Annotated in this window: 18 protein-coding genes; 9 read left to right on the top strand and 9 right to left on the bottom strand. The window is 61.5% G+C overall.

Annotated features, from left to right (window positions below; translation table 11 throughout):
• Nucleotides 1-136 precede the first annotated feature (136 nt).
• Nucleotides 137-1,240 carry an NAD(P)/FAD-dependent oxidoreductase gene (locus tag JNB89_RS23090; protein ID WP_220363718.1) on the top strand — a complete coding sequence of 368 codons (1,104 nt, stop codon included), beginning with the start codon at nt 137-139 and terminating at the stop codon, nt 1,238-1,240.
• A 79-nt stretch (nt 1,241-1,319) separates the two neighbouring features.
• Here the strand turns inward: JNB89_RS23090 and JNB89_RS23085 are convergent, their stop codons facing one another.
• Both JNB89_RS23085 and JNB89_RS23080 read right to left on the bottom strand, forming a co-directional pair.
• A complete protein-coding gene (locus JNB89_RS23085) occupies nt 1,320-2,114 on the bottom strand; it encodes an alpha/beta hydrolase (RefSeq protein ID WP_220363717.1) in 795 nt (264 codons plus the stop codon).
• Nucleotides 2,115-2,194: 80 nt separating this feature from the next.
• Nucleotides 2,195-2,569 (bottom strand): DUF4148 domain-containing protein, encoded by a 375-nt coding sequence (locus JNB89_RS23080; RefSeq protein ID WP_220363716.1) that lies wholly within the window; start codon nt 2,567-2,569, stop codon nt 2,195-2,197.
• 263 nt (nt 2,570-2,832) lie between these two features.
• Between JNB89_RS23080 and JNB89_RS23075 the strand changes: the two genes are divergently transcribed.
• The gene (locus JNB89_RS23075; protein ID WP_346656222.1) at nt 2,833-3,414 is read left to right on the top strand and encodes a GNAT family N-acetyltransferase; all 582 of its coding nucleotides are present in this window, start codon (nt 2,833-2,835) and stop codon (nt 3,412-3,414) included.
• 201 nt (nt 3,415-3,615) lie between these two features.
• Here JNB89_RS23075 and JNB89_RS23070 read toward each other — a convergent pair whose 3' ends face one another.
• Entirely contained in the window at nt 3,616-4,584 is a 969-nt protein-coding gene (locus JNB89_RS23070) for a Tim44 domain-containing protein (RefSeq protein WP_220363715.1), read from the bottom strand.
• Nucleotides 4,585-4,817: 233 nt separating this feature from the next.
• Here JNB89_RS23070 and nhaR point away from each other — a divergent pair, with 233 nt between their 5' ends.
• From nhaR to JNB89_RS23055, 3 genes are all read left to right on the top strand, one after another.
• Complete coding sequence (gene nhaR / locus JNB89_RS23065; protein WP_013342227.1) at nt 4,818-5,714, top strand: transcriptional activator NhaR; 897 nt, start codon at nt 4,818-4,820, stop codon at nt 5,712-5,714.
• A gap of 589 nt (nt 5,715-6,303) precedes the next feature.
• Entirely contained in the window at nt 6,304-6,939 is a 636-nt protein-coding gene (locus JNB89_RS23060) for an RNA polymerase factor sigma-70 (protein ID WP_049789965.1), read from the top strand.
• Nucleotides 6,920-7,129, top strand: coding sequence for a zf-HC2 domain-containing protein (locus tag JNB89_RS23055; protein ID WP_198140005.1), 210 nt, complete (start codon nt 6,920-6,922; stop codon nt 7,127-7,129). Before JNB89_RS23060 ends, JNB89_RS23055 begins: the two co-directional genes overlap by 20 nt.
• A 207-nt stretch (nt 7,130-7,336) precedes the next feature.
• Here JNB89_RS23055 and JNB89_RS23050 read toward each other — a convergent pair whose 3' ends face one another.
• Nucleotides 7,337-7,627: a DUF1272 domain-containing protein gene (locus JNB89_RS23050; protein WP_220363714.1), complete on the bottom strand. Its 291-nt coding sequence runs from the start codon at nt 7,625-7,627 to the stop codon at nt 7,337-7,339.
• A gap of 202 nt (nt 7,628-7,829) precedes the next feature.
• Complete coding sequence (gene arsC / locus JNB89_RS23045) at nt 7,830-8,189, bottom strand: arsenate reductase (glutaredoxin) (protein ID WP_220363713.1); 360 nt, start codon at nt 8,187-8,189, stop codon at nt 7,830-7,832.
• 1,120 nt (nt 8,190-9,309) lie between these two features.
• On the opposite strand from arsC, the gene parA reads away from it, so the two are divergent.
• Together parA and JNB89_RS23035 are read left to right on the top strand one after the other, a co-directional pair.
• Nucleotides 9,310-9,972 (top strand): ParA family partition ATPase, encoded by a 663-nt coding sequence (parA, locus tag JNB89_RS23040; RefSeq protein ID WP_013342221.1) that lies wholly within the window; start codon nt 9,310-9,312, stop codon nt 9,970-9,972.
• A 24-nt stretch (nt 9,973-9,996) separates the two neighbouring features.
• Nucleotides 9,997-11,055, top strand: coding sequence for a ParB/RepB/Spo0J family partition protein (locus JNB89_RS23035; RefSeq protein WP_220363712.1), 1,059 nt, complete (start codon nt 9,997-9,999; stop codon nt 11,053-11,055).
• Between the two features lie 80 nt (nt 11,056-11,135).
• Here JNB89_RS23035 and JNB89_RS23030 read toward each other — a convergent pair whose 3' ends face one another.
• A complete protein-coding gene (locus tag JNB89_RS23030; protein WP_013342219.1) occupies nt 11,136-12,485 on the bottom strand; it encodes a replication initiation protein in 1,350 nt (449 codons plus the stop codon).
• On the opposite strand from JNB89_RS23030, the gene JNB89_RS23025 reads away from it, so the two are divergent.
• On the top strand, nt 12,478-12,771 hold the full coding sequence (locus tag JNB89_RS23025; RefSeq protein WP_220363711.1) for a hypothetical protein: 294 nt from the start codon (nt 12,478-12,480) through the stop codon (nt 12,769-12,771). The genes JNB89_RS23030 and JNB89_RS23025 overlap by 8 nt on opposite strands.
• A 1,547-nt stretch (nt 12,772-14,318) precedes the next feature.
• On the top strand, nt 14,319-15,524 hold the full coding sequence (locus tag JNB89_RS23020; RefSeq protein ID WP_220363710.1) for a DNA-binding protein: 1,206 nt from the start codon (nt 14,319-14,321) through the stop codon (nt 15,522-15,524).
• A gap of 58 nt (nt 15,525-15,582) precedes the next feature.
• Here JNB89_RS23020 and JNB89_RS23015 read toward each other — a convergent pair whose 3' ends face one another.
• The 3 genes from JNB89_RS23015 to JNB89_RS23005 form a co-directional block, all read right to left on the bottom strand.
• Nucleotides 15,583-16,665 (bottom strand): tyrosine-type recombinase/integrase, encoded by a 1,083-nt coding sequence (locus tag JNB89_RS23015; RefSeq protein WP_220363709.1) that lies wholly within the window; start codon nt 16,663-16,665, stop codon nt 15,583-15,585.
• 49 nt (nt 16,666-16,714) lie between these two features.
• Nucleotides 16,715-17,113 carry a DUF2471 family protein gene (locus JNB89_RS23010; protein WP_220363708.1) on the bottom strand — a complete coding sequence of 133 codons (399 nt, stop codon included), beginning with the start codon at nt 17,111-17,113 and terminating at the stop codon, nt 16,715-16,717.
• A 124-nt stretch (nt 17,114-17,237) separates the two neighbouring features.
• Nucleotides 17,238-17,876, bottom strand: coding sequence for a helix-turn-helix domain-containing protein (locus JNB89_RS23005; RefSeq protein ID WP_220363707.1), 639 nt, complete (start codon nt 17,874-17,876; stop codon nt 17,238-17,240).
• Nucleotides 17,877-17,940 lie beyond the last annotated feature (64 nt).

The following is a 17,940-nucleotide window of genomic DNA, read 5'->3' as shown; positions in this document are numbered from 1 at the left end:
ATTGGCTTGGCGTATGGGTTTGGCAACCCGTCATTCGTCGGCTGAATGAACGAACACACGCGCGATTGCACGGCACGCACCGCTTATTTTTTCCCGCTGCTAGACTGAACCCCGTTCAACCGACCGGGAGATTGGCATGCGTGTGGCAATCGTTGGCGCGGGAATCGACGGGCTGAGCACGGCGTGGTCGCTCACCAAGCTGGGGCACGACGTTACGCTGATTGAGCAGGGGCCCATTCCGCACGCGCTCACCGCGTCGGCGGACCGGCATCGGATGATTCATCGCGCGTACGGCGATGCAGACGGTTACGCGCAAGCCATTGACGAAGCCTTCGATAGTTGGGACATGCTGTGGGATGACCTCGGGGTGTCGCACTATGCGAATTGCGGTGTACTCGGTATCTCACAGTTTGCCGGCGACGGCGCTGAGCAGTTCCGCATGGGCCTCGATCGCCTTGGCATCGACTACGAACGGCTCGATTCGCGAGAAGCAGCAAGGCGCTATCCGTTTCTCGATGCCTCCACGTTTCGTTATGCGTACCTCGATCACGAAGGGGGCGCGCTTTTTAGCCAGCGCATCGCGCACGATCTGAAAGCGTGGCTGCGCATGCGCGGCGTCGACATTCGCATGCACACAAAAGCCGTTGCAATCGATCCGCATGCGGCAAGCGTGCACATTGCAGATGGCAGCATGGTCCGCGCGGACAGGTTCGTCGTGACAGCCGGCGCGGGGACACCGCAGCTCTTTCCCGAGCTCGCTGGCAATTTCGCGATCTATCGCAACGCCGTCGCTTACCTCGCGCCGCCTGAGGACCTGGAAAGCGCGTGGTCGAAGGCGCCGGCGATCGTGGATATCGGCGGCTCGAGTAACGGTTATGTGCTGCCGCCCATCGACGGTATCGGCCTGAAGTTCGGTGCGGGCACGCTCAAGCGAGCAGTGCCGGATGCGCAAACCGATCGGCACGTGATGCCCGGCGAAGGCGAGCGTTTGCGTCAGCTCTTTGCGCCGCCGCTTAGCCGCATCGACGAATACATCGTGAGCGAAGTGACAACCTGCGTGTCCACCTTCACGGCCGATCAGCGGATTTTTTCAAAACGCATTGGCAAGACGCTGGTCGTGTCGGCGTGTTCGGGGCACGGCTACAAATTCGGCGCCGCGGTCGGCCAGCGGGTTGCGCACGCGCTCGAAAGCGGGGACGACACCGCGCTCAAGCTATGGCTGCGCGCGGAAACAGTGTAAGCCTGCGTTGCGCGACGGGAACGACGGGCAACACGAGCAGCTTGCGTGCAGTTAGCAGCAAGGTGCCCGTGTTGGCGCGTCACTGCTGCGCATGCTTCGCAGCGTCTTCGATTACAGCGGCGACTTCCTTCGGACGCGATTCGTATACCGCGTGGCTTGCCCCCGCCAATACCGTGGTGTGGCTGTGCGCGCGCTGATAATAGAAACGTTCGAGGTCCGGGTTGATGATCTTGTCGCTAGCGGCCACGATGCCCCAGCTCGGTTTGCTAGTCCACGCGGCAACTTTGATCGGCGTGGAAAAGACCTTGGCCGCCGTGAGAACCTGCGAATGCGATTCGAATTGCGCCTGTTTCAAGGGCAGATCCGCAGCGAAGTCCTTCGGGAAGTCTGCCGGATTGAGATACGTGTAGCCGTCATCCAACTTCTTGATGGCGCCCGTCTGCTTCGACGTATAGCTCGGCATCTGCTTGCCAAGATCGCTTTCATCTTCACCGACGGCAGGTGCATGTGCCGCGACATACACGAGGCCCGCTACCTTAGGATCCGCGCCGGCCTCGGTAATCACCGAGCCGCCGTAACTATGCGCGACCAGAATGGTGGGGCCGTCCTGCATGTCGATCACACGCTTCGTGGCGGCCACGTCTTCCTCCAGTGAGGTGAGCGGCTCCTGCACGATCGACACGTGGTAGCCGTCCTTCCTGAGGATGTCATAGACCGGCCGCCAACCCGAGCCGTCCACCCACGCGCCGTGGACTAGAACAATATTCCTGACCGGTGCTTTGGATGGCTGCGCATCCTGCGCCAGCGCATTGACGGAAGCAAACATGCCTGCGGACAGCGAAAGCGCCGCCGCGGCGAGCGAAGGGATTCTCATGACGTACTCCGTTGATGATGATTGAGTAGCGAGGTCGGACAGTGCGGGCAAGGCCACGGCAACTGTCCGGCCTGCGTCGCTTAACTACCGGCGTAAGGGTTGCAGAAGCTGACGGGGCCGACACAGGCCGGCTGCATGGCGGTGCGAGATGCAGCACCGGATGCGGAGCTGCCGCCCTGCGCGACGCCGCCCATTGCCTGCGCGGCGAGCGACCCATTGGCCTCGGCAGCGATTTTTGCTTCGGCAGCCTGAATGTCTGCGGGATAGTTCACATCGTCACCGCTGGTGGGCCGATAGCCTGCGCGCTCGACGCGCACGAGGTCGGCGCGGACTTCGGCGCGCGTCAGGGGCGCGTTCGCTTGGGAGTTCGACTGAGCGTTCGACTGAGCGAAGCTGAGAGCCGGTGCGCCAAGGGCGCAAGCGACGAGGGTGACGCGCATCAGGATCTTTGACATGGTGCATACTCCTTCAATAAGTGTGTTGGCTGTTGTGTTGGATGTGCGGCACGTGCCGCGAATCTCGTTGCAAAAAGACGACCGCCTGATCGATGTTCGATGCCTGTCGATTCAGTTGGATTCCTAACTATTTATCGATTCATTACGGTGAGTCAGTGCGGCTTCCTCTGGAGCTTTGTTCCTTGAGCAGTCGCAGATCAACGCTTTTGAATCAGGCTACGTAGGGGCGAACACGAGGCTTCGGCGTTTATTCCAGTTTTTTTTTGCTGTCGGCAGAATGCGGTGTTTTTTCCTTTCGTCGCATACTGCCTTGGCCCTTAACAGAGGTGGCCCGATTGCGTGTTCGTCAACTGACTCCGTCCGATGCGTCGTCCTTTCAGGCATTGCGCCTCGCAGGGCTGAAGGAGACCCCTACATCGTTTGCATCCAGCTATGAGGAAGAAGTGCAGCGCTCGCCTGAGGACATAGCGAACCGCTTGACCGCAAAGGACGATCGCGGCGTTTTTGGTGCGTTCGAAGGCGCGCGGCTGGTCGGTATGGTGGGAGTTGGCCGCGAAAGCCTGGCAAAGCTGCGCCATAAGGCGTTTCTATGGGGCGTGTACGTCGCGGCAGAGAAAAGAAACGCTGGCGTAGGCAGAGTTCTGCTTGGCGAGGCGATCGGCTTTGCCCGGTCAGTGCCGGGCATTACGCAGGTGAATCTGAGCGTCAACGCATGCAATCATGCGGCCATCCGGCTCTACGCGTCGTTCGGCTTTCAACAGTTCGCGCTGGAGCCCGCCTCGATGATCGTCGACGGAAAGCCATACGATGAAGTGCATATGTCGCTGCGCTTCGTGCTGCGCTGAAAGCGCCAGGAGCGCGGGGGCACGCCGCAGCATCGCCTGACGACTCGGCGCCACGCGGGCCGGTCATGCGCCCCGGCAACTGGCAGCGCTGACGTTGCGGTAGGTCGTCAAAAGCAAACCGCGAGGGCGTGCATCAAAACATGCAAGCCCTCTCGGACGCGCGTGACCGGTTGTGTGGTCCCGCGCCATTTCTTCGCGCGCTTAGCGGTCCAGTTGCTGGATGCCGGCGAGTCGCCAAGTATTGCCGCTGTGCGCGCTGCGGACGATATTCCAGACCTCCTGGAACGGCTGGGCGGTCGGCGCATCGTCTTCGCGCATCTGACCGTAGAAGCGCACGCTGACAAACGTTTCGTCCGCTGTGCTTTCCACGCCGAGGACTTCCGCGTCGAGTTGCGGCACTTCCGTACGGTTCGGCTGGTTACCGCGGCCTTCCAGATCGCGCTTGAGCTGCGCGAACATCTCCGGCGTGGTCAGCTCGAACAGGTCGCCTTGCTCATTGCGATCCCACGCGCCTTGAAGACGCATGAACATGCTTTTTGCCGAAGCCACCAGTTCAGCTTGATCCAGCCCGAGCGGCTGCACCGGCGCGTTGAACACACCCGCTGCTGCGGCCTGATTCGCCGCCGAGCGCTGGCTGCCGAAGAAGCTCGAGTCGGGCCGGGCCTGACCGTTCTGATTCGCGAACGGCATGCCATTGCTCTGCGACCGGCTCGCGGCACCATGCCCATACGCCAGGTCCGGACGACGCCGATTGGCGATGAAGCGGAACAGCATCACGCCGGCGACCACCACGAGGCCGATGAGCAGCATGTTTGACAGCATTTGCGCAAGTCCCGCGCCGAGGCCGAGCGACGACAGCAGCGCGGCGATACCCAGCCCGGCGGCGAGACCGGCTAGCGGGCCCAGCCAACGGTTGCGCGCGGGCGTTGCCGCCGGCGCCTGAGCGGCCTGCTGGGCGGGTTGTGCCTGCTGGCTGCGTTGCGCGGGCGCGGACGGCGACGCCATTTGCGACTGTCGCCCGATACTTTGACTGCCGCCCACGCGCTTGGCTTCTGCGTCATTGGCCGCGAGCGCGCCGAGCGCGAGTACAGCCGCGAGACCGAGCGCCGCGGTGCCGCGCGTCACCTTGCTGGCGACACGCCGGAACTGATTGATGACTTGCGTATGCATATAAACCTCTCGTGATAAATCGGGGCGCCCGCATCGCACGCCATATTTCGCACGCGACGACCTTACGGACGGTAATTTTCTTCGGTCATCTGTCTTGCCGCTGGTCTCGCGGCAATCTGCGATACGTGACCTGTGAAGCCTCAATCTAGCGGAAGGCAAGCCGAAGGAAAATTCGTATTTTTGTTGCCCATCATTCGAATAAATCGTAACGTTGCCTGATTGACGGAGGACGAGTGAACTTCAAGCATCTCTATTACTTCTGGGTGGCGGCGCACGCGGGCGGAATCGTGCGGGCCGGCGAGCAATTGCACGTCACCCCGCAAACGCTGAGCGGTCAGATCAAACTGCTCGAGGAAGCGCTGGACAAGAAGCTGTTCAAGAAAAGCGGCCGCACGCTCGAACTCACCGATGCAGGCCGGCTCGCGCTCGACTATGCGGACGAAATCTTTTCCTTGGGCTCCGAGCTGGAAAGCGCGGTGCGCCGGGAGAAAGAGGTGGGCACGCAATCGCGGTTTCGCGTCGGCATTGCCGACTCGGTGCCGAAGGCAATTGCCTACCGGCTGCTCGAACCGGCGCTGAGCGCACCCGCGTCGCTTCGAGTGATCTGTCACGAGGGCAAGCTGCACGCACTGCTCGCACAACTTGCCGTGCACCGCCTCGATCTGATCATCGCGGACGCGCCCATCCCGGCGGACGTCAACATCAAGGCGTTCAACCACCGGCTCGGCCGTTCAACGCTGAGCTGCTTCGGCGCGCAGTCGCTGCTGCAGGGCGTTCAGAAACGCTTTCCCATGTCGCTGGGCCAATTGCCGCTGCTGCTGCCGGGCACCGAGTCGGCGGTGCGGCGCAAATTGGATCACTGGCTAGCATCCCGGGCGATTTCGCCGCGTATCGTCGGCGAGTTCGACGACGGGGCCATGGCGCTCGCGTTCGGGCGTGAGGGCCGGGGTCTATTGTTCGCGCCAACGGTGCTCGAGAACCAGCTACAGGCGGAACATAAACTGACGACCGTTGGACAGATCGGCACGATCGTCGAAGAATTCTTCGCGATTTCTATTGAACGCCGCATCAGTCATCCGGCTGTCGCGATGATTATTGATGCCGCGCGCAGTGAGCTGTTCAACGCGTAGGTGGAGGGGCGTGCTTATGATCGTGCGTGGAACTGTGGTTTCGCCAGGGGTTACGTAATCGTCGTGGTGGTGGTGGTTTGGCCGAGCGTGCGCGGCAGCAAGTTGGCAACCGGATAAGGCTGATCGGACGGATTCAGTCGGATTATTGGCTCATTGCCTGCCACCTTGGTGCGGAACTTGGGCCTCGCAGGCAACGTTGGGCTGGCTGGGGTATGCTCCAGTCCGGTCAAGGCAGTGGATATGAGTCGATTGTTTCCCTTTGACGCGGTCACGTAGCGAGCGCGCATGGCCGATGGATGCCGCTGTGCCGCTGCCATTTGTCCACAATGTGCGGATCCTGCTTACGCGTAGGCGGGGCGGCGGTTGCAGGAGGGGCCGAGTAACCGGCGCCGCCTACCCGACAACATCGGGTAGCGCTCGCCACTCGGATTCCTCGATGGGGCAGACGGCAACCTGGCCCTGCTCTCGCGCCGATTTGTAGCACCGGGCGTGCTGCGGTGTTGAAGGACAACCCGCCGCTCGTCGGTGATAACGCGCGACTCACCGCTTAACGGAGGTTAAATCGCATTTCGATCGAAACAGTGGATCGATCCATCGAAGCGGGTCCGCTTCGGGCGTTGCGCCTACCGGCGAACCCGCACTGGACGACCCAGTCTATCTGACGCAACTTCGTCGCGATCTCGTGCGTTTCGCCCGCTTGCAACTGCGCGATGCTGCGGCAGCGGAGGACGCCGTGCAGGAGGCGCTCGCCGCCGCCTGGACACAAGCGGACCGGTTTGCCGGACAGTCCGAGCATAAGACTTGGGTCTTCGGAATTCTTCGGCACAAGCTGGTGGATACGTTGCGTACGCGACAACGGACGGTCAACCTGTCGGCTTTGGAGTCCGAACTCGCAGACGAGGCGTTGCTCGATCGCGAGCTTTTCAAGGACAACGGCCACTGGTCCTCCCAGACTAAACCGCGGCCGTGGCCAACGCCTGAAACGGCGCTGCGTCAGCAGCAATTCTGGGCGCTGTTCGAGATGTGTCTGGAACATCTGCCGGAGCATATCGGCCGCGTTTTCATGATGCGCGAGTTTCTCGATCTCGACACGGACGCGATCTGCTCTGAACTGCAGATGACCGCCAATCATTGCAGCGTGCTGATGTACCGCGCCCGGCTGCGCTTGCGCACGTGTCTGAGCGAGAAGGGATTATCCAGCGAGGATGCCAATGGGGAAGTGTAAGCACATTACCCGGCTGCTTTCCGACGCGCTCGACCGCTCGCTCACGACCGGCGAATGGGTTGCGATCCGGCTGCACCTGCCCACATGCAGCGGCTGTCGCAACTATCGCAAACAGATCCGCCTGCTTCGTGACGCCGCCCATACCATGAGCGGTATTTCGACGCCCGACAAGGCAAGCAGCGACGATTAAACGCTGCGTTGCGGCGGCCTCTGCGGCTGGCCTGTGCGGCTGGCCTGTGCGGCTGGCCTGTGCGGCTGGCCTGTGCGGCTGGCCTCTGCGGCTGGCCTCTGCGGCTGGCCTCTGCGGCTGGCCTCTGCGGCTGGCCTCTGCGGCTGGCCTCTGCGGCTGGCCTCTGCGGCTGGCCGTGCGGCTGGCCGTGGTGCTGGCCGTGTCGCGTTAGCGTTCGGCAGGCGGCGTGTTCCGATAGCGCTCGAAAAAGCTGGCGTGGGAGGCTTCGTCTATTGCGATTGGGTGCCGCTCGCTTTGAGCAGGGTGTTTCACCAATTGCGCGCGAGTGCGTATCGGCCGATGCTGAAAGTTGCCGCCGCAGTTCGGGCAGACGTTGCGCAAAGTCGTCAGTGCGCAGACTTCGCAGAACGTGCACTCGTAGGTACAGATCATTGCGTCAGTCGCGTTTGGCGGCAGAGATTTGCCGCATCCTTCACAGGACGGTCTAAGTTCAAGCATTCACACTCCATGTTTTTTGGCCTGGGCCCCACTCGACAGTTCGCCCCGCGATATCGAGTGTAAGGCGCGTGCAAAGTCGGCAAGCGACACCGGTGTATCAATTACTGCCATTGGCTGTTGCTTGATATTTCGACGTTGCCCCGCCTGCGTCTCACCTTTTCTTCGCGCGCCTCTTACCTGTCCTCGTCTCTCGCGCGGCGTATCAAACGAACAACGTTGCGACGTTTTCCGGCGGGCGACCAATCACGGCGCGGTCGTTTCTAACGACAATCGGCCGCTGCAGGAGGATGGGGTGTGCGGCCAATGCTTCGTATAACTGAGCGTCAGAGAGCGTAGAGTCGGAAAGGCCCAGTTCTTTATAGATCGGCTCGGAATCGCGGATCATTTCGCGGACCGAACAGCCTAATTGCCGGTTCAGCTCCTTCAACTGCGCGGTCGAGAGCGGCTGTTTCAGGTATTCGATGATTTGGGTGGGTTCTTCTTCGCGTTTGTACTGGGAGGCGATTAGTTCGCAAGCCGAGCGCGACTTGGAGCAGCGCGGGTTGTGATAGATCGTGATCATCGTCGGTTTGTGATGAAGGGTTGGGAGCGGTTGATTCGGTTGAGATGACTCAAGACGGTGGATGGTCGGTCGTGGGATTTTAGCCGGTCGGCTGTGGCGCTCGATGTGGTGCCTGGGCGTGTGGTTCGCTGGGGGTTGACGGGGCGGTTGATGGATGCGTGCGTCATCGCTGCACTCACAGCTGTTTTCTCGATGGATGTTTGGCTGGCTTGATTAGAAAACTGGCTGATCGGCCGGGACGTCCTTTCCGTCCGATGCTACAGCCAATGTGTGTGCGCGTGGTGGGCGCATGCGGTCCGAGCGATCTGCTGCGCCGGCGGCAGCACGGTTGTGCAATAGGTTGTGAATCCGCGACGACTGGTAGACCAAGGGCACCAAGTACCGACGGGTGGTTTATGCGCATAAACCACCTTTGCGCGGCGGCGCAGAGCTTCGGGCTCATTCGCAATATCTGAGCGAATGACGTACCTGACCGTTGCGAATCGAATTTACGCTTCGGTGGTTAAGCAGGCAGCAGGGCAGACCTCTCCCCTTCAATTGAGGGCAGCCGAGATTCGAGTTGACGCCGCGAGGCCCCGTACGCGCATGCTCGCCTTGCCGTGGACCGCCTCAAACTTTATGCGCATAAACCGTCCTGGCTCTGGCCAACGATGGTCTCCCGCGGTGACCGCCAAAACTTCCCTCGCGGCCGGCGAGCCACAGACCCTCGGTCTTTCGGTAGCGATCAGAGTCGCCGCGCGCACAAGACGCAGCACATGTTTCGCGCGATCCTCGTAGCACAGCGTTCCGCTCCGCATCTCCCCGTAGTGGCCCTCGCCATTGGTTCTCGCCTTGCGTCGCGGAGAAAGCGCCCCAAGCGGTCCGGCGCTTCGCCGCGCACGAACCGCGCAGCGCGAGGAAAACGCCCTCGCGCCACCGTCTACATGCATCTCCGCCCGCCTTGCCGCCTTACCTCCGTATAACACCACTGCGTCACCGCCTGCTTCATCCGCCGCTACCAGCCACTTCTTTATGCGCATAAACCTGGCCGATCGGCTATGCCCGTCTCCTTTTTACAGAAACGATTGAAATAGGAAATCATCCAGGTAAAATCCATCTGCGTCTAAAAAGGAGGTGAACATTGGCAGCGGAAATCATCGCGGTAACTCAGCAGAAAGGCGGCGTCGGTAAGAGTACGATCGCGATGCATCTCGGGGCGGCTTTCCATGAGAAGGGCAAACGGGTCCTCGTCGTCGACGCAGACGGTCAGAACACACTGATCCACTGGGCCAGTGCATCCGCCGATGGTGATACCGGCATCCCATTCCCCGTTGTCAATCTCTCAGAGGCCGGCAGCCAGATTCACCGCGAGATCAAGAAGTTCGTGTCCGACTACGACATCATCGTGGTGGACTGCCCGCCATCCATCACCGAGAAGGTGTCCGGCGTGGTGCTGCTGGCGGCAAGCGTCGCCGTGATACCCACGTCGTCGTCGCCGGCCGATTACTGGTCCAGCATTGGCCTCGTCAAATTGGTCCAGCAAGCGCAGGTCATGAACGAAGACTTGCGCGCCGTGTTCCTCCTCAACAAGACGGAAGAGAAGCGCATGCTGACGCGCGAGCTGAAGCGGGCGCTGGAGGAACTTGGATTCCCTCTTCTCAAGACCCAGATTCCCACGCGCGAAGCCTACAAGCAGGCCATGGCGTTGGGCCAAACAGTGCTACAGATGAGCGATCGCGGCGCCAAGCTGGCCGCTATCGAAGTCAGGGCGTGTGCGAACGAGATCGCCGCCTTGCTCCCATGAGTTTATGCGCATAAAGGACCCTGAATGAAACCCTCCCAATTCGCCAAAGGCTTTCAAGCACGTCCTGATACGACCAGCAGCGAGAAGCGAACGGCGCTGGACCGTCTGAATGCCATCGACGGTCTCGTTAAGAACAACGCCGCTTCGTCGCAGGACGGAACGGTGCGGACGCTCTCGTCGGTCATGCCGCAGGCGTCCTCCGAGAGCGACACGGCGGATACGCAAAACGAGTCCACTGCTTACCGCGCCTGGAGAATCGAACACGGCTATCGCTCCGGACAGGTCATCGAGTTGCCTTTGAAGGCGATCAAGCCGAGCCCGTTTAATCCCCGGCATTTTTATCTGAAGTCGTCGATTGCCGAGCTGGCCGTCAATCTCGCGAAGCAAGGGCAGCAGCAAGCCATCCACGTCATTCCCGACTACGACAACCCCGGCACTTACTTCGTCAGCGACGGCGGCCGACGCGTGCGCGCGCTGAAGGAAGCGAACCAGGAAGCCGTGAAGGCGATCGTTATCGATCTGCCGATCGGTCTGGAAAGCTACAAGCTCGGGTATGACCTCAACGTCCAGCGCGATTCGCAGACCGTATTCGACAACGCCGTCGTGTGGAAACGCTTTCTTGAGGATCGGCACTTTCAGAGTCAGAAGGAACTAGCCGAGCATCTCGGACTGGACGAGTCCACGGTAGCGGTCGCCTTGTCGATCGCCAAGCTGCCGGAGGCCGTCATGCAGGAGATGGTTGCCCGGCCGGACCGCTTCGGGTCCAACATGGCCTATCAGGTGGGCCGATACCACGCCGCTCGCGGGGCCGACGCGACTTTGCGCCTCATCCACAAGATTGTCTCCGACGACCTCAGCACGCGGCAGGTCGCCGACATCGTGAAGGGAAGAGCCACTGCGCAGGAGAGCACTAAACCCGCAGGCCGCCAGCGCTACGCGCAACGGCTCGAAATCAAACTGGACGGCGTGTCGGTGGGGGACCTGAAGTCGTATGGTGATGACCGGCTCGAGCTGCGCCTGAAGGGCCTCACGCGCGAAAAGCGCGACGACATCCTTCGTCAGATCGAAAAGATGTTGAAGTAGCCGACACAAACCCGGGGGACGGCACACGGGCCGAGCCTGCTGCTGCCGCCACTAACCCGAAGCAACCGCCATCCCAGCAATTACGCTGCGCGCGACTGGCTCAAGGTAAAGGCGAGTAGATCGCCATCGGTCGGCTCGCCCCACGTTTTGCGAGCGAGCCAATCGAAGAACGCCGTCTCGACGATCTTCGAGTCCAGCCCCCGCCGGCGCCAGTCGTCGCGCATGTGAGCGCCAAGCCCCGGCAATTCCTCTTCCTCGAACGACTGCCGCGCAATTTCGCGTTCCGACTCACCTTGTTCGTCGTACAGCTCGCGGGCTTCCCGGCGGCGATACGCCGAGTATTCGCCCAACAGACGCGCCTTCAGGTCGTCGGCCGGCGCGGCCACCGCGGCTTTCGCGCCGCCCGCAGACGCGCCCGTTTCGACCGGCGGGGCGTAACCCTTCTTCAGCGCGTCCTTGAAGAGCGCAGGCGCACTGCGGACCGGCGGCAGCGACGTGCTGCGCATGCGTTGTTCTGTCATCTGCAACGCCGCACGAATCCGGTTTTCCTCGCTATCCGCATACAGCGTTTGTGCTTCTTTCAGCGGGATGCCGATCTTGACCATCCGGTCTACCAGCGTGCTGTCGAAGACATTCGGATGCTCGTCGAGAGCCAGCATCGGCTGCTTGCGTTCGGTCACGCGAAACTGGATTTCCGCGACACGCCTGCCTTCGCGATGTTCGATCAATTCGACGAAAATGTTCGTCACCGCATTGACCTCGGCGATGGCCGGCCGCAAGTAGTCGCGTTTGAAGTACTTGTACTCGCGCTTTGCTTCGTCGCCGGCCTCGGTGTCGGGCGTGCCCGACAGGATAGGGCGCCACCATTCCCACGATTCGCGCATCGTCAAATGGCTGGGATTGGTCAGATAGCGCACGCAGATTTCGTAGAGCGCAAGGCCCGCGCTACTGCGCAATTGACTCTGAAATTGCAGGCTCAAACGTGCATACTGAACCGGGTCCAGCAGCTTCTTCTTGATCTTCGGCGCAAACGAGAACTCGACCCAGACGCGGCGAGTAGTCGGATCTTCGAGAATTTCCGCGTCTGCGATCAGCGTTGAGATACCCCATTTGCGCCCAGGCTTCTGGCTGGACGTTCCGGTGCTCCATTCCACCTGAACCGACACCATGCGGCGCAGGTGTTCTTTCACGAGCGCCGTGTCGTTAGAGTCGAACGCGGAATTGGCGACGATGTCGGAGAGCAGCGCGCGGTAGGTGTCGCCCGACTCGTCCGCCTGCTGCGCAACAGCGAGCAGCACATTGAAGAGCTTGCGCGTCAGCAACGTGATCTTGCCGCTCTTGGGCTGAATGGCGATCGCCTCGACGGCCTTGCGCAACTCCGCCGAGCTGGGGCTGACTACATCGGTTTTCTTGGCGCGCTTCGTGGCCATGCGTCTGGTCAAGGAGGGATTTGCCGAGAGCATACCGACTGCGGTGATACGCGTCTATAGCGTGGCTCTCACCATTGCGGGTGATGGCAGTTTACGCGACGCGACTCACCTCGAGCGATTCCCGAAAACTCTCACCTCACCGTTTGACGCGACATTGCGGCTTTCCTTTGGCGTCGCGGGTTCGGAAAAATCGGGCGGCTTTGGTCGTTGCTTCAAAGGGGAAGGAGGTATCCTGAATCTTCTCACCTCAAAAAATTTTCGCGTCCTTCGAGCGGCGTGCCTGTAGCCGGCGTCTTCGTGGAGCGGGCGCACACATGGCAGTAGCATGGGGCAAAACCTGGCGGCATCGGCGGGAACGAAGCCGTACTGCGCCCATTTCCCCTCGCTTCAAGGCTGAGTCGCTGGACGCTTGTAGCCACGCGCGGCACCAACACGGCCAAGGCTTCCTGTAAAAGCTCACCATTGGCCAACTTCAATGCACCGGATGACGGGACTCTCCAAAGCCCAGGCCTCCAAAACGCCTTTTAAGCCCCCCTGAAAAAGCTCACCTTTGTCGCCCAGTCAGCGTCGACAGCGCCCGCTCCTGCACTTCCCGAAAACCCTCACCTTTCGCCTGACTGACCACTTTGTCCTTTATTTTCAATGGTCTAGCCCACTCGCTCTGGCGGGCCAACCTTCATTCCTCTGGCGCCACTCCTCCCGTAAAACCTCACCTTTGGGTTCCACCGGTCCCGATGCGGTTCGATCTTCCGGCACCGATGCTTCCCGCAAACGCTCACCTTTTGAATCCACCTGGCCTCGCGGCGGCAGACGCCCAGCCCCGTCCAGAGGGCTTTTGCAGGCCAACGACGGGTCGGTACTCCCGCATTTACTCACCATTGCGTCAAAAAGGCGACCCAGAATCTCCCGAAAAGGCTCACCTTTTCGAAGTGGAGACCCAAATCTCTGCCTGAACAGGCGGGAAACGGCGAGATCCCGAACTCTCTCACCTTTGCCTGGGCCGTTGTGCACTTATGCTCGCGGCCAAAGCGGCGAAAACACGACTTGTCACCAAACCGCTCCCGCAAAAGCTCACCTTGAACGCTCCGCTGCACAAAATTGAGGCAAAACAGACCGCGAAGCCCCGTAAAGGCTCACCTTGGATCAGCGTTTTCTCCTGTCTTCGCTCACCTCGCCGTTTTTTGGCCACCCAACATGGGTGTAAACCGGGCGCTGCGACGGTCCCGAATAGGCTCACCTTAGCGCCAAACGGACAAAAAGCGGTGCCCGCGGTCTGTCGGGCTCTCCCCGATGATCCGGTCCTGCAAAATCTCACCTTTTACTCAATCGCCATCAACGCACGTCTCCCGAACCCGCTCACGATCTGTCCCGGAGCTACTCACCGGTGTCCCCGAACCCCATCACTTCAGATTCCCGCAAGACCTCACCAAGCCTCCCGGAAAGCTTCACCTTCTCGCCCGCAAACGCCCGCCGGACAAGGCTTTGCCATGGCGTTAACGTTTTTAACATGGGTTCAAAGGTGTTTATATTTATTACTCTCAAGACCGGGACCCGCGAGTCCTTCGGACAAACCGCACCCCAACCGCAAGCCGCTGCTTGCGCATCGTGAAACAGTGCGCGATGAAAACAACAGCGACTATTTGCGTTTAATAACAGGCACTTATGCGCCGTTCTTCGTTTTGTTTCACGCAAAAACGCGCGTCGCCCGTTGGAACAGAGAAAAACGCCGCGAACTCCAGGCCCCAACGCAGGGCGCATGTATCAGCACCGAAAAATGTAGCATTCGATACGTAAATTGTTATTATTCGTCCAATTCCCGTGTATGAGGTCCCCATGAGTTTGGACGACGAACGACAAACCATCCGCGAAGAACTCGACAGGATGCGCAACGCTGGCGCGCGGCGGCAGGAATTGTCGCTGCACGCTTGCAAGCGATTGTTCTTCGATCTGGGGATCCGCCCGTCTATTGCCGCCGTGCGCGATCTCACGCAGACGGGCAGCGCCAGCGACATTCCCAAAGACATTGACCAGTTCTGGGAACGCATTCGCGACGTTTCGCGCATCAAGGTCGGAGCAGGCGCGATCCCCAAGGCTCTCGAGGAGCGCGCCGGAGAATTGCTGGGCGCACTTTTCGAGGAAGCCGTCGCGCAGGCGCGTGCGCTGCTGGACGCAGAGCGCGAGGAAATGCGCGGCCAGATCGCCGAGGCCGAGCAACGCGCGCGCGACGCGGAAATCCGCCGCGAAGCCTCCGACGCAGCCGTCGCACGCAGCGAACAACGGGCAGAAAGCGCATGGGAGCGCGTTCGTGCGCTCGAGGCAGAGTTGTTCAGCATGACGACGCACGGCTCAGCTCACCAGGAAGGCCTTCAGGCCGCGGTCCGGCGGCTGGAGCAGGAGAACGAGACCCTGCGGCAGCGCGCGGACCACGAACAGGCAACCAACGCTACGCTGCGAGACCGTATCGACGCCTTGCATCTGGAGTTGCGACAAAGCACCGAACACTATGCACAGCAGATCAAGGACGCGATCGCGGAGGCCGAGCGCCGGGTCAAACCGATGCTGGTCGAACTCGATTCATTGCGCAGCATGGCTGCGACCTATCAGTCCGGCGTGCGCGACGCGAGCCGTAAGGAGTTCGAGTTCATTCAGCAACTGGCGGCGGCCAAGGCGCGCGGCGACCGGCTCGACGCCCAGTTGCGCGAACAATCGGACGAACTTGAAGCGCTGACCAGAGAACTGGCGACGTTGCGCAGCCAGCAGGGCATTGATCCGACCATCGGCGGTTTGCTGTATGCACTCGTGCAAGACGGCCGGCTGACGAGCGACGAATTGCGCACCATTGGCACCGCGGCGGATGGCCATGTGAGCTTGCCGCTGCGGTGCCCGAAGTGCGCGGAAGGTGAGCCGGAACTCTCACAGGTGGATCACCGGTTCGAACTGCAATGTCCGGAATGCGACCACACGTCGGGGCCGGGCGATTCGCGGCTCGAAGCCGTCAGCCGGTTTTTGTCGCGAGGCTCTCTGTCCGCTACGGCCTGAGTAAAGGCCCCGATAGACGCGAAAGGTGAGGAAGTTCGGGACCCTGAGGTGAGAGCTTTCAGGACTCCGCGGGTCCCCTTCTGGCCGTAAAACGCCCGTCCCTGCGAGGTTCTGGGAGAAGCGGCGCGGCCGGATCGGGTTCGTCGACGGCACGCGAATTGTGCTTATCCATCCAGGTCTGCCAGGCGCGATACAGACGATTCGCGGACACGCCCTGGGCGAATCCGAGCCATTGGCCGACAAGTTCGGCCTCCACTCCGCTTTCGAACAGATCGGCAGCAAAGGTATTGCGCAAGGTTTGCGGGCTGGCGCGCGAGGCGCGCGAAGCCGCAATGCCGGCCGCGTCGACCAGCGCATCCACGGCGCGCAGCATCGTGGCTTTGTGCATGGGTCTGCCCGAAGGCGACGCCGCAAAAACGAGATCGCCGGCCAGTTCCACGAGCCGCCGCTCGGCGAGCCAGGCGTCGAGAATCGCCGAGGCAAAGGGCGCGAGCCGCGTGCGCCGCACCAGCATCGGGTTTGTCGAGTCGATCGTGACCCAAGGCGAGCCGGGCGTCGCGCAACTAACTGTGAGTGCGGCGGCTTCGCCGGTTTTTAGCCCGCCGCCGAGAAACACAGCGACCAGCGCGCGGTCGCGCCGCTCTTTCCAGCGCTGCGCCCGAGACAGGCCCTGCACCGGCGAAAACAGATGCGCGACCAGCGCAGCCCGCTCGGCGTGATCGAGAAAGCCCGTCGGCTCATTGTCGCGCGCGTTGCGCCATGCCGCTTCCCCGTCTTGCGCAATGAAGCGGGCCGGATTGGTGGACGATGCCTCCACCTCGCGCACATGATCGAGCACCCGCTCGATCAGCCGCAGATAACGCACGCGTTGCGGCTTGCGAACTTCGAGCCCGGCGACAAAATCGGCGATGGAACGCGTGTCCACCGTCACGAGACTTTTTCCTCGGGCGCGCAGCCATTCGAGGAAAAGCCCCCACTGCGCCTGGTAGACCTGAGCTGACGAGCGTCGGAAGTGTTGCCGCGCAAGCCACGCGTCGAAGGCCAGTTGCGGATCGCGGCGCCAGTCTTCACGTTGCTGGTCGAAAAGATCAGTAGACGGCTGCGGACGCGGCAGCGGGTCGGTCAAGTGAGGAGGCGACATGCGCATTCAATCGGTTAGTTGCGCACATTGTAGACGGGCGGGAACCGGCTCAGTCGCCCCAGGCTTGCACCCGCCGCGGCGCAGTCTCTTGCGAGGCCTGTTGCGCTGCGCCGCGAGCCGCGTCCTCGTAAGCCGAAACCGCAAACGCGAACACGGCGGGCAGCGCCGTGGACACGCCGAAGTCCACGGTTTCGTCAGTTTCCGGGTAAGGCAGGTCCGACGGACGTTGAAAGAGGCCGAGCATGAGCGCGTCATGCCGGCTGGCGAACCCTAGGTCTGCGAGCGCTTCGGCTTCGATTGCGTGAAGCAGGCGCCAGGTGAGCGGAACCTGCTGCACGATGTAGCGCGCGGCGATGCTGCGCACGATATGTTCGAGGTCGCGCGCCGCGGTTTGATAGCGCAGCGCGGCCAGAGCGCGGTCGGTCGGGGCGGTTTTCAGGTCGTTCATTATCGGCTCCAGTCGATATCCGATACTGTACAAACATACAGTATCGGGCGCAACCTCGCGCAAGCCACGATTCCACGAACGGCAGTCTCCCAGTCTCACCGACGCCTCAAGGTGAGGCCGCAACTCAGCCGTGAATCACCACGAGCAATGCCTTGGCCTCGCCCTTACCCGCGTTGCGGATAGCGTGCGGCTCGTCGGCGACATAACGGGCGGTGTCCGCAGCCTTCAGCCGCCTGGTCGCGCCCGCCGCCTCGATTTCGACCGTGCCTTGCAGCACCGTCAAATGTTCGCGCGTGCCGGGTTCATGCGCGTTCGACACTAGCGCTCCGCCTGGCTGCAAGGTCAACTCGTACCACTCGAATTTGCCGGCCAGCTCGATTGGCCCCCATACGCGCAATTGATATTTGGCATCGTGGCCGCTCAACGTGGGAATCTCGTGCGGGCCCGCGACGGCGATCGCCTCCGGCGTCTTCTGCGCAGCGAACAGCGAATCGAGGCTCACGCCGAGCGCATTGGTGAGCCGCCACGCCACCGCAATGGTCGGGTTGGCCTTATCGCGCTCGATTTCGGAGAGCATGGATTTCGACACACCGGCCGCACGCGACAGATCGTCGAGCGTCATGCGCCGCTCGGCGCGCAAACGCTGGATCTGCTCGCCGACGCGCGGCGGCGCCGCGACCGTCGCAGTCGCGACTACACTTGAAGTGGGTGCCGCGCCAGCGCCCGCGCGGCGAATACCCGAACTTGCCATTTCCAGATCCATCGGTTAGAGTTGTTCGATATACCGGATTTTAGTTCGAAAAAACGAAAATATCCGATAAAACTGA

It is taken from the genome of Paraburkholderia phenoliruptrix (genome assembly GCF_019511605.1).
Taxonomy (GTDB): Bacteria; Pseudomonadota; Gammaproteobacteria; order Burkholderiales; family Burkholderiaceae; genus Paraburkholderia; species Paraburkholderia phenoliruptrix_A.
Note: the sequence above shows the minus strand (reverse complement) of the source record. Positions and strands in the feature narration are given on the sequence as shown.

Coding starts and splice junctions, on each gene's coding strand:
- JNB89_RS23035 (WP_220363712.1), top strand. CDS start 9,997: ATGAAACCCTCCCAATTCGCCAAAGGCTTTCAAGCACGTCCTGATACG.
- JNB89_RS23030 (WP_013342219.1), bottom strand. CDS start 12,485: ATGGCCACGAAGCGCGCCAAGAAAACCGATGTAGTCAGCCCCAGCTCG.
- JNB89_RS23085 (WP_220363717.1), bottom strand. CDS start 2,114: ATGAGAATCCCTTCGCTCGCCGCGGCGGCGCTTTCGCTGTCCGCAGGC.
- JNB89_RS23070 (WP_220363715.1), bottom strand. CDS start 4,584: ATGCATACGCAAGTCATCAATCAGTTCCGGCGTGTCGCCAGCAAGGTG.
- JNB89_RS23020 (WP_220363710.1), top strand. CDS start 14,319: ATGAGTTTGGACGACGAACGACAAACCATCCGCGAAGAACTCGACAGG.
- JNB89_RS23050 (WP_220363714.1), bottom strand. CDS start 7,627: ATGCTTGAACTTAGACCGTCCTGTGAAGGATGCGGCAAATCTCTGCCG.
- JNB89_RS23055 (WP_198140005.1), top strand. CDS start 6,920: ATGCCAATGGGGAAGTGTAAGCACATTACCCGGCTGCTTTCCGACGCG.
- JNB89_RS23080 (WP_220363716.1), bottom strand. CDS start 2,569: ATGTCAAAGATCCTGATGCGCGTCACCCTCGTCGCTTGCGCCCTTGGC.
- JNB89_RS23015 (WP_220363709.1), bottom strand. CDS start 16,665: ATGTCGCCTCCTCACTTGACCGACCCGCTGCCGCGTCCGCAGCCGTCT.
- arsC (WP_220363713.1), bottom strand. CDS start 8,189: ATGATCACGATCTATCACAACCCGCGCTGCTCCAAGTCGCGCTCGGCT.
- JNB89_RS23090 (WP_220363718.1), top strand. CDS start 137: ATGCGTGTGGCAATCGTTGGCGCGGGAATCGACGGGCTGAGCACGGCG.
- JNB89_RS23005 (WP_220363707.1), bottom strand. CDS start 17,876: ATGGATCTGGAAATGGCAAGTTCGGGTATTCGCCGCGCGGGCGCTGGC.
- JNB89_RS23010 (WP_220363708.1), bottom strand. CDS start 17,113: ATGAACGACCTGAAAACCGCCCCGACCGACCGCGCTCTGGCCGCGCTG.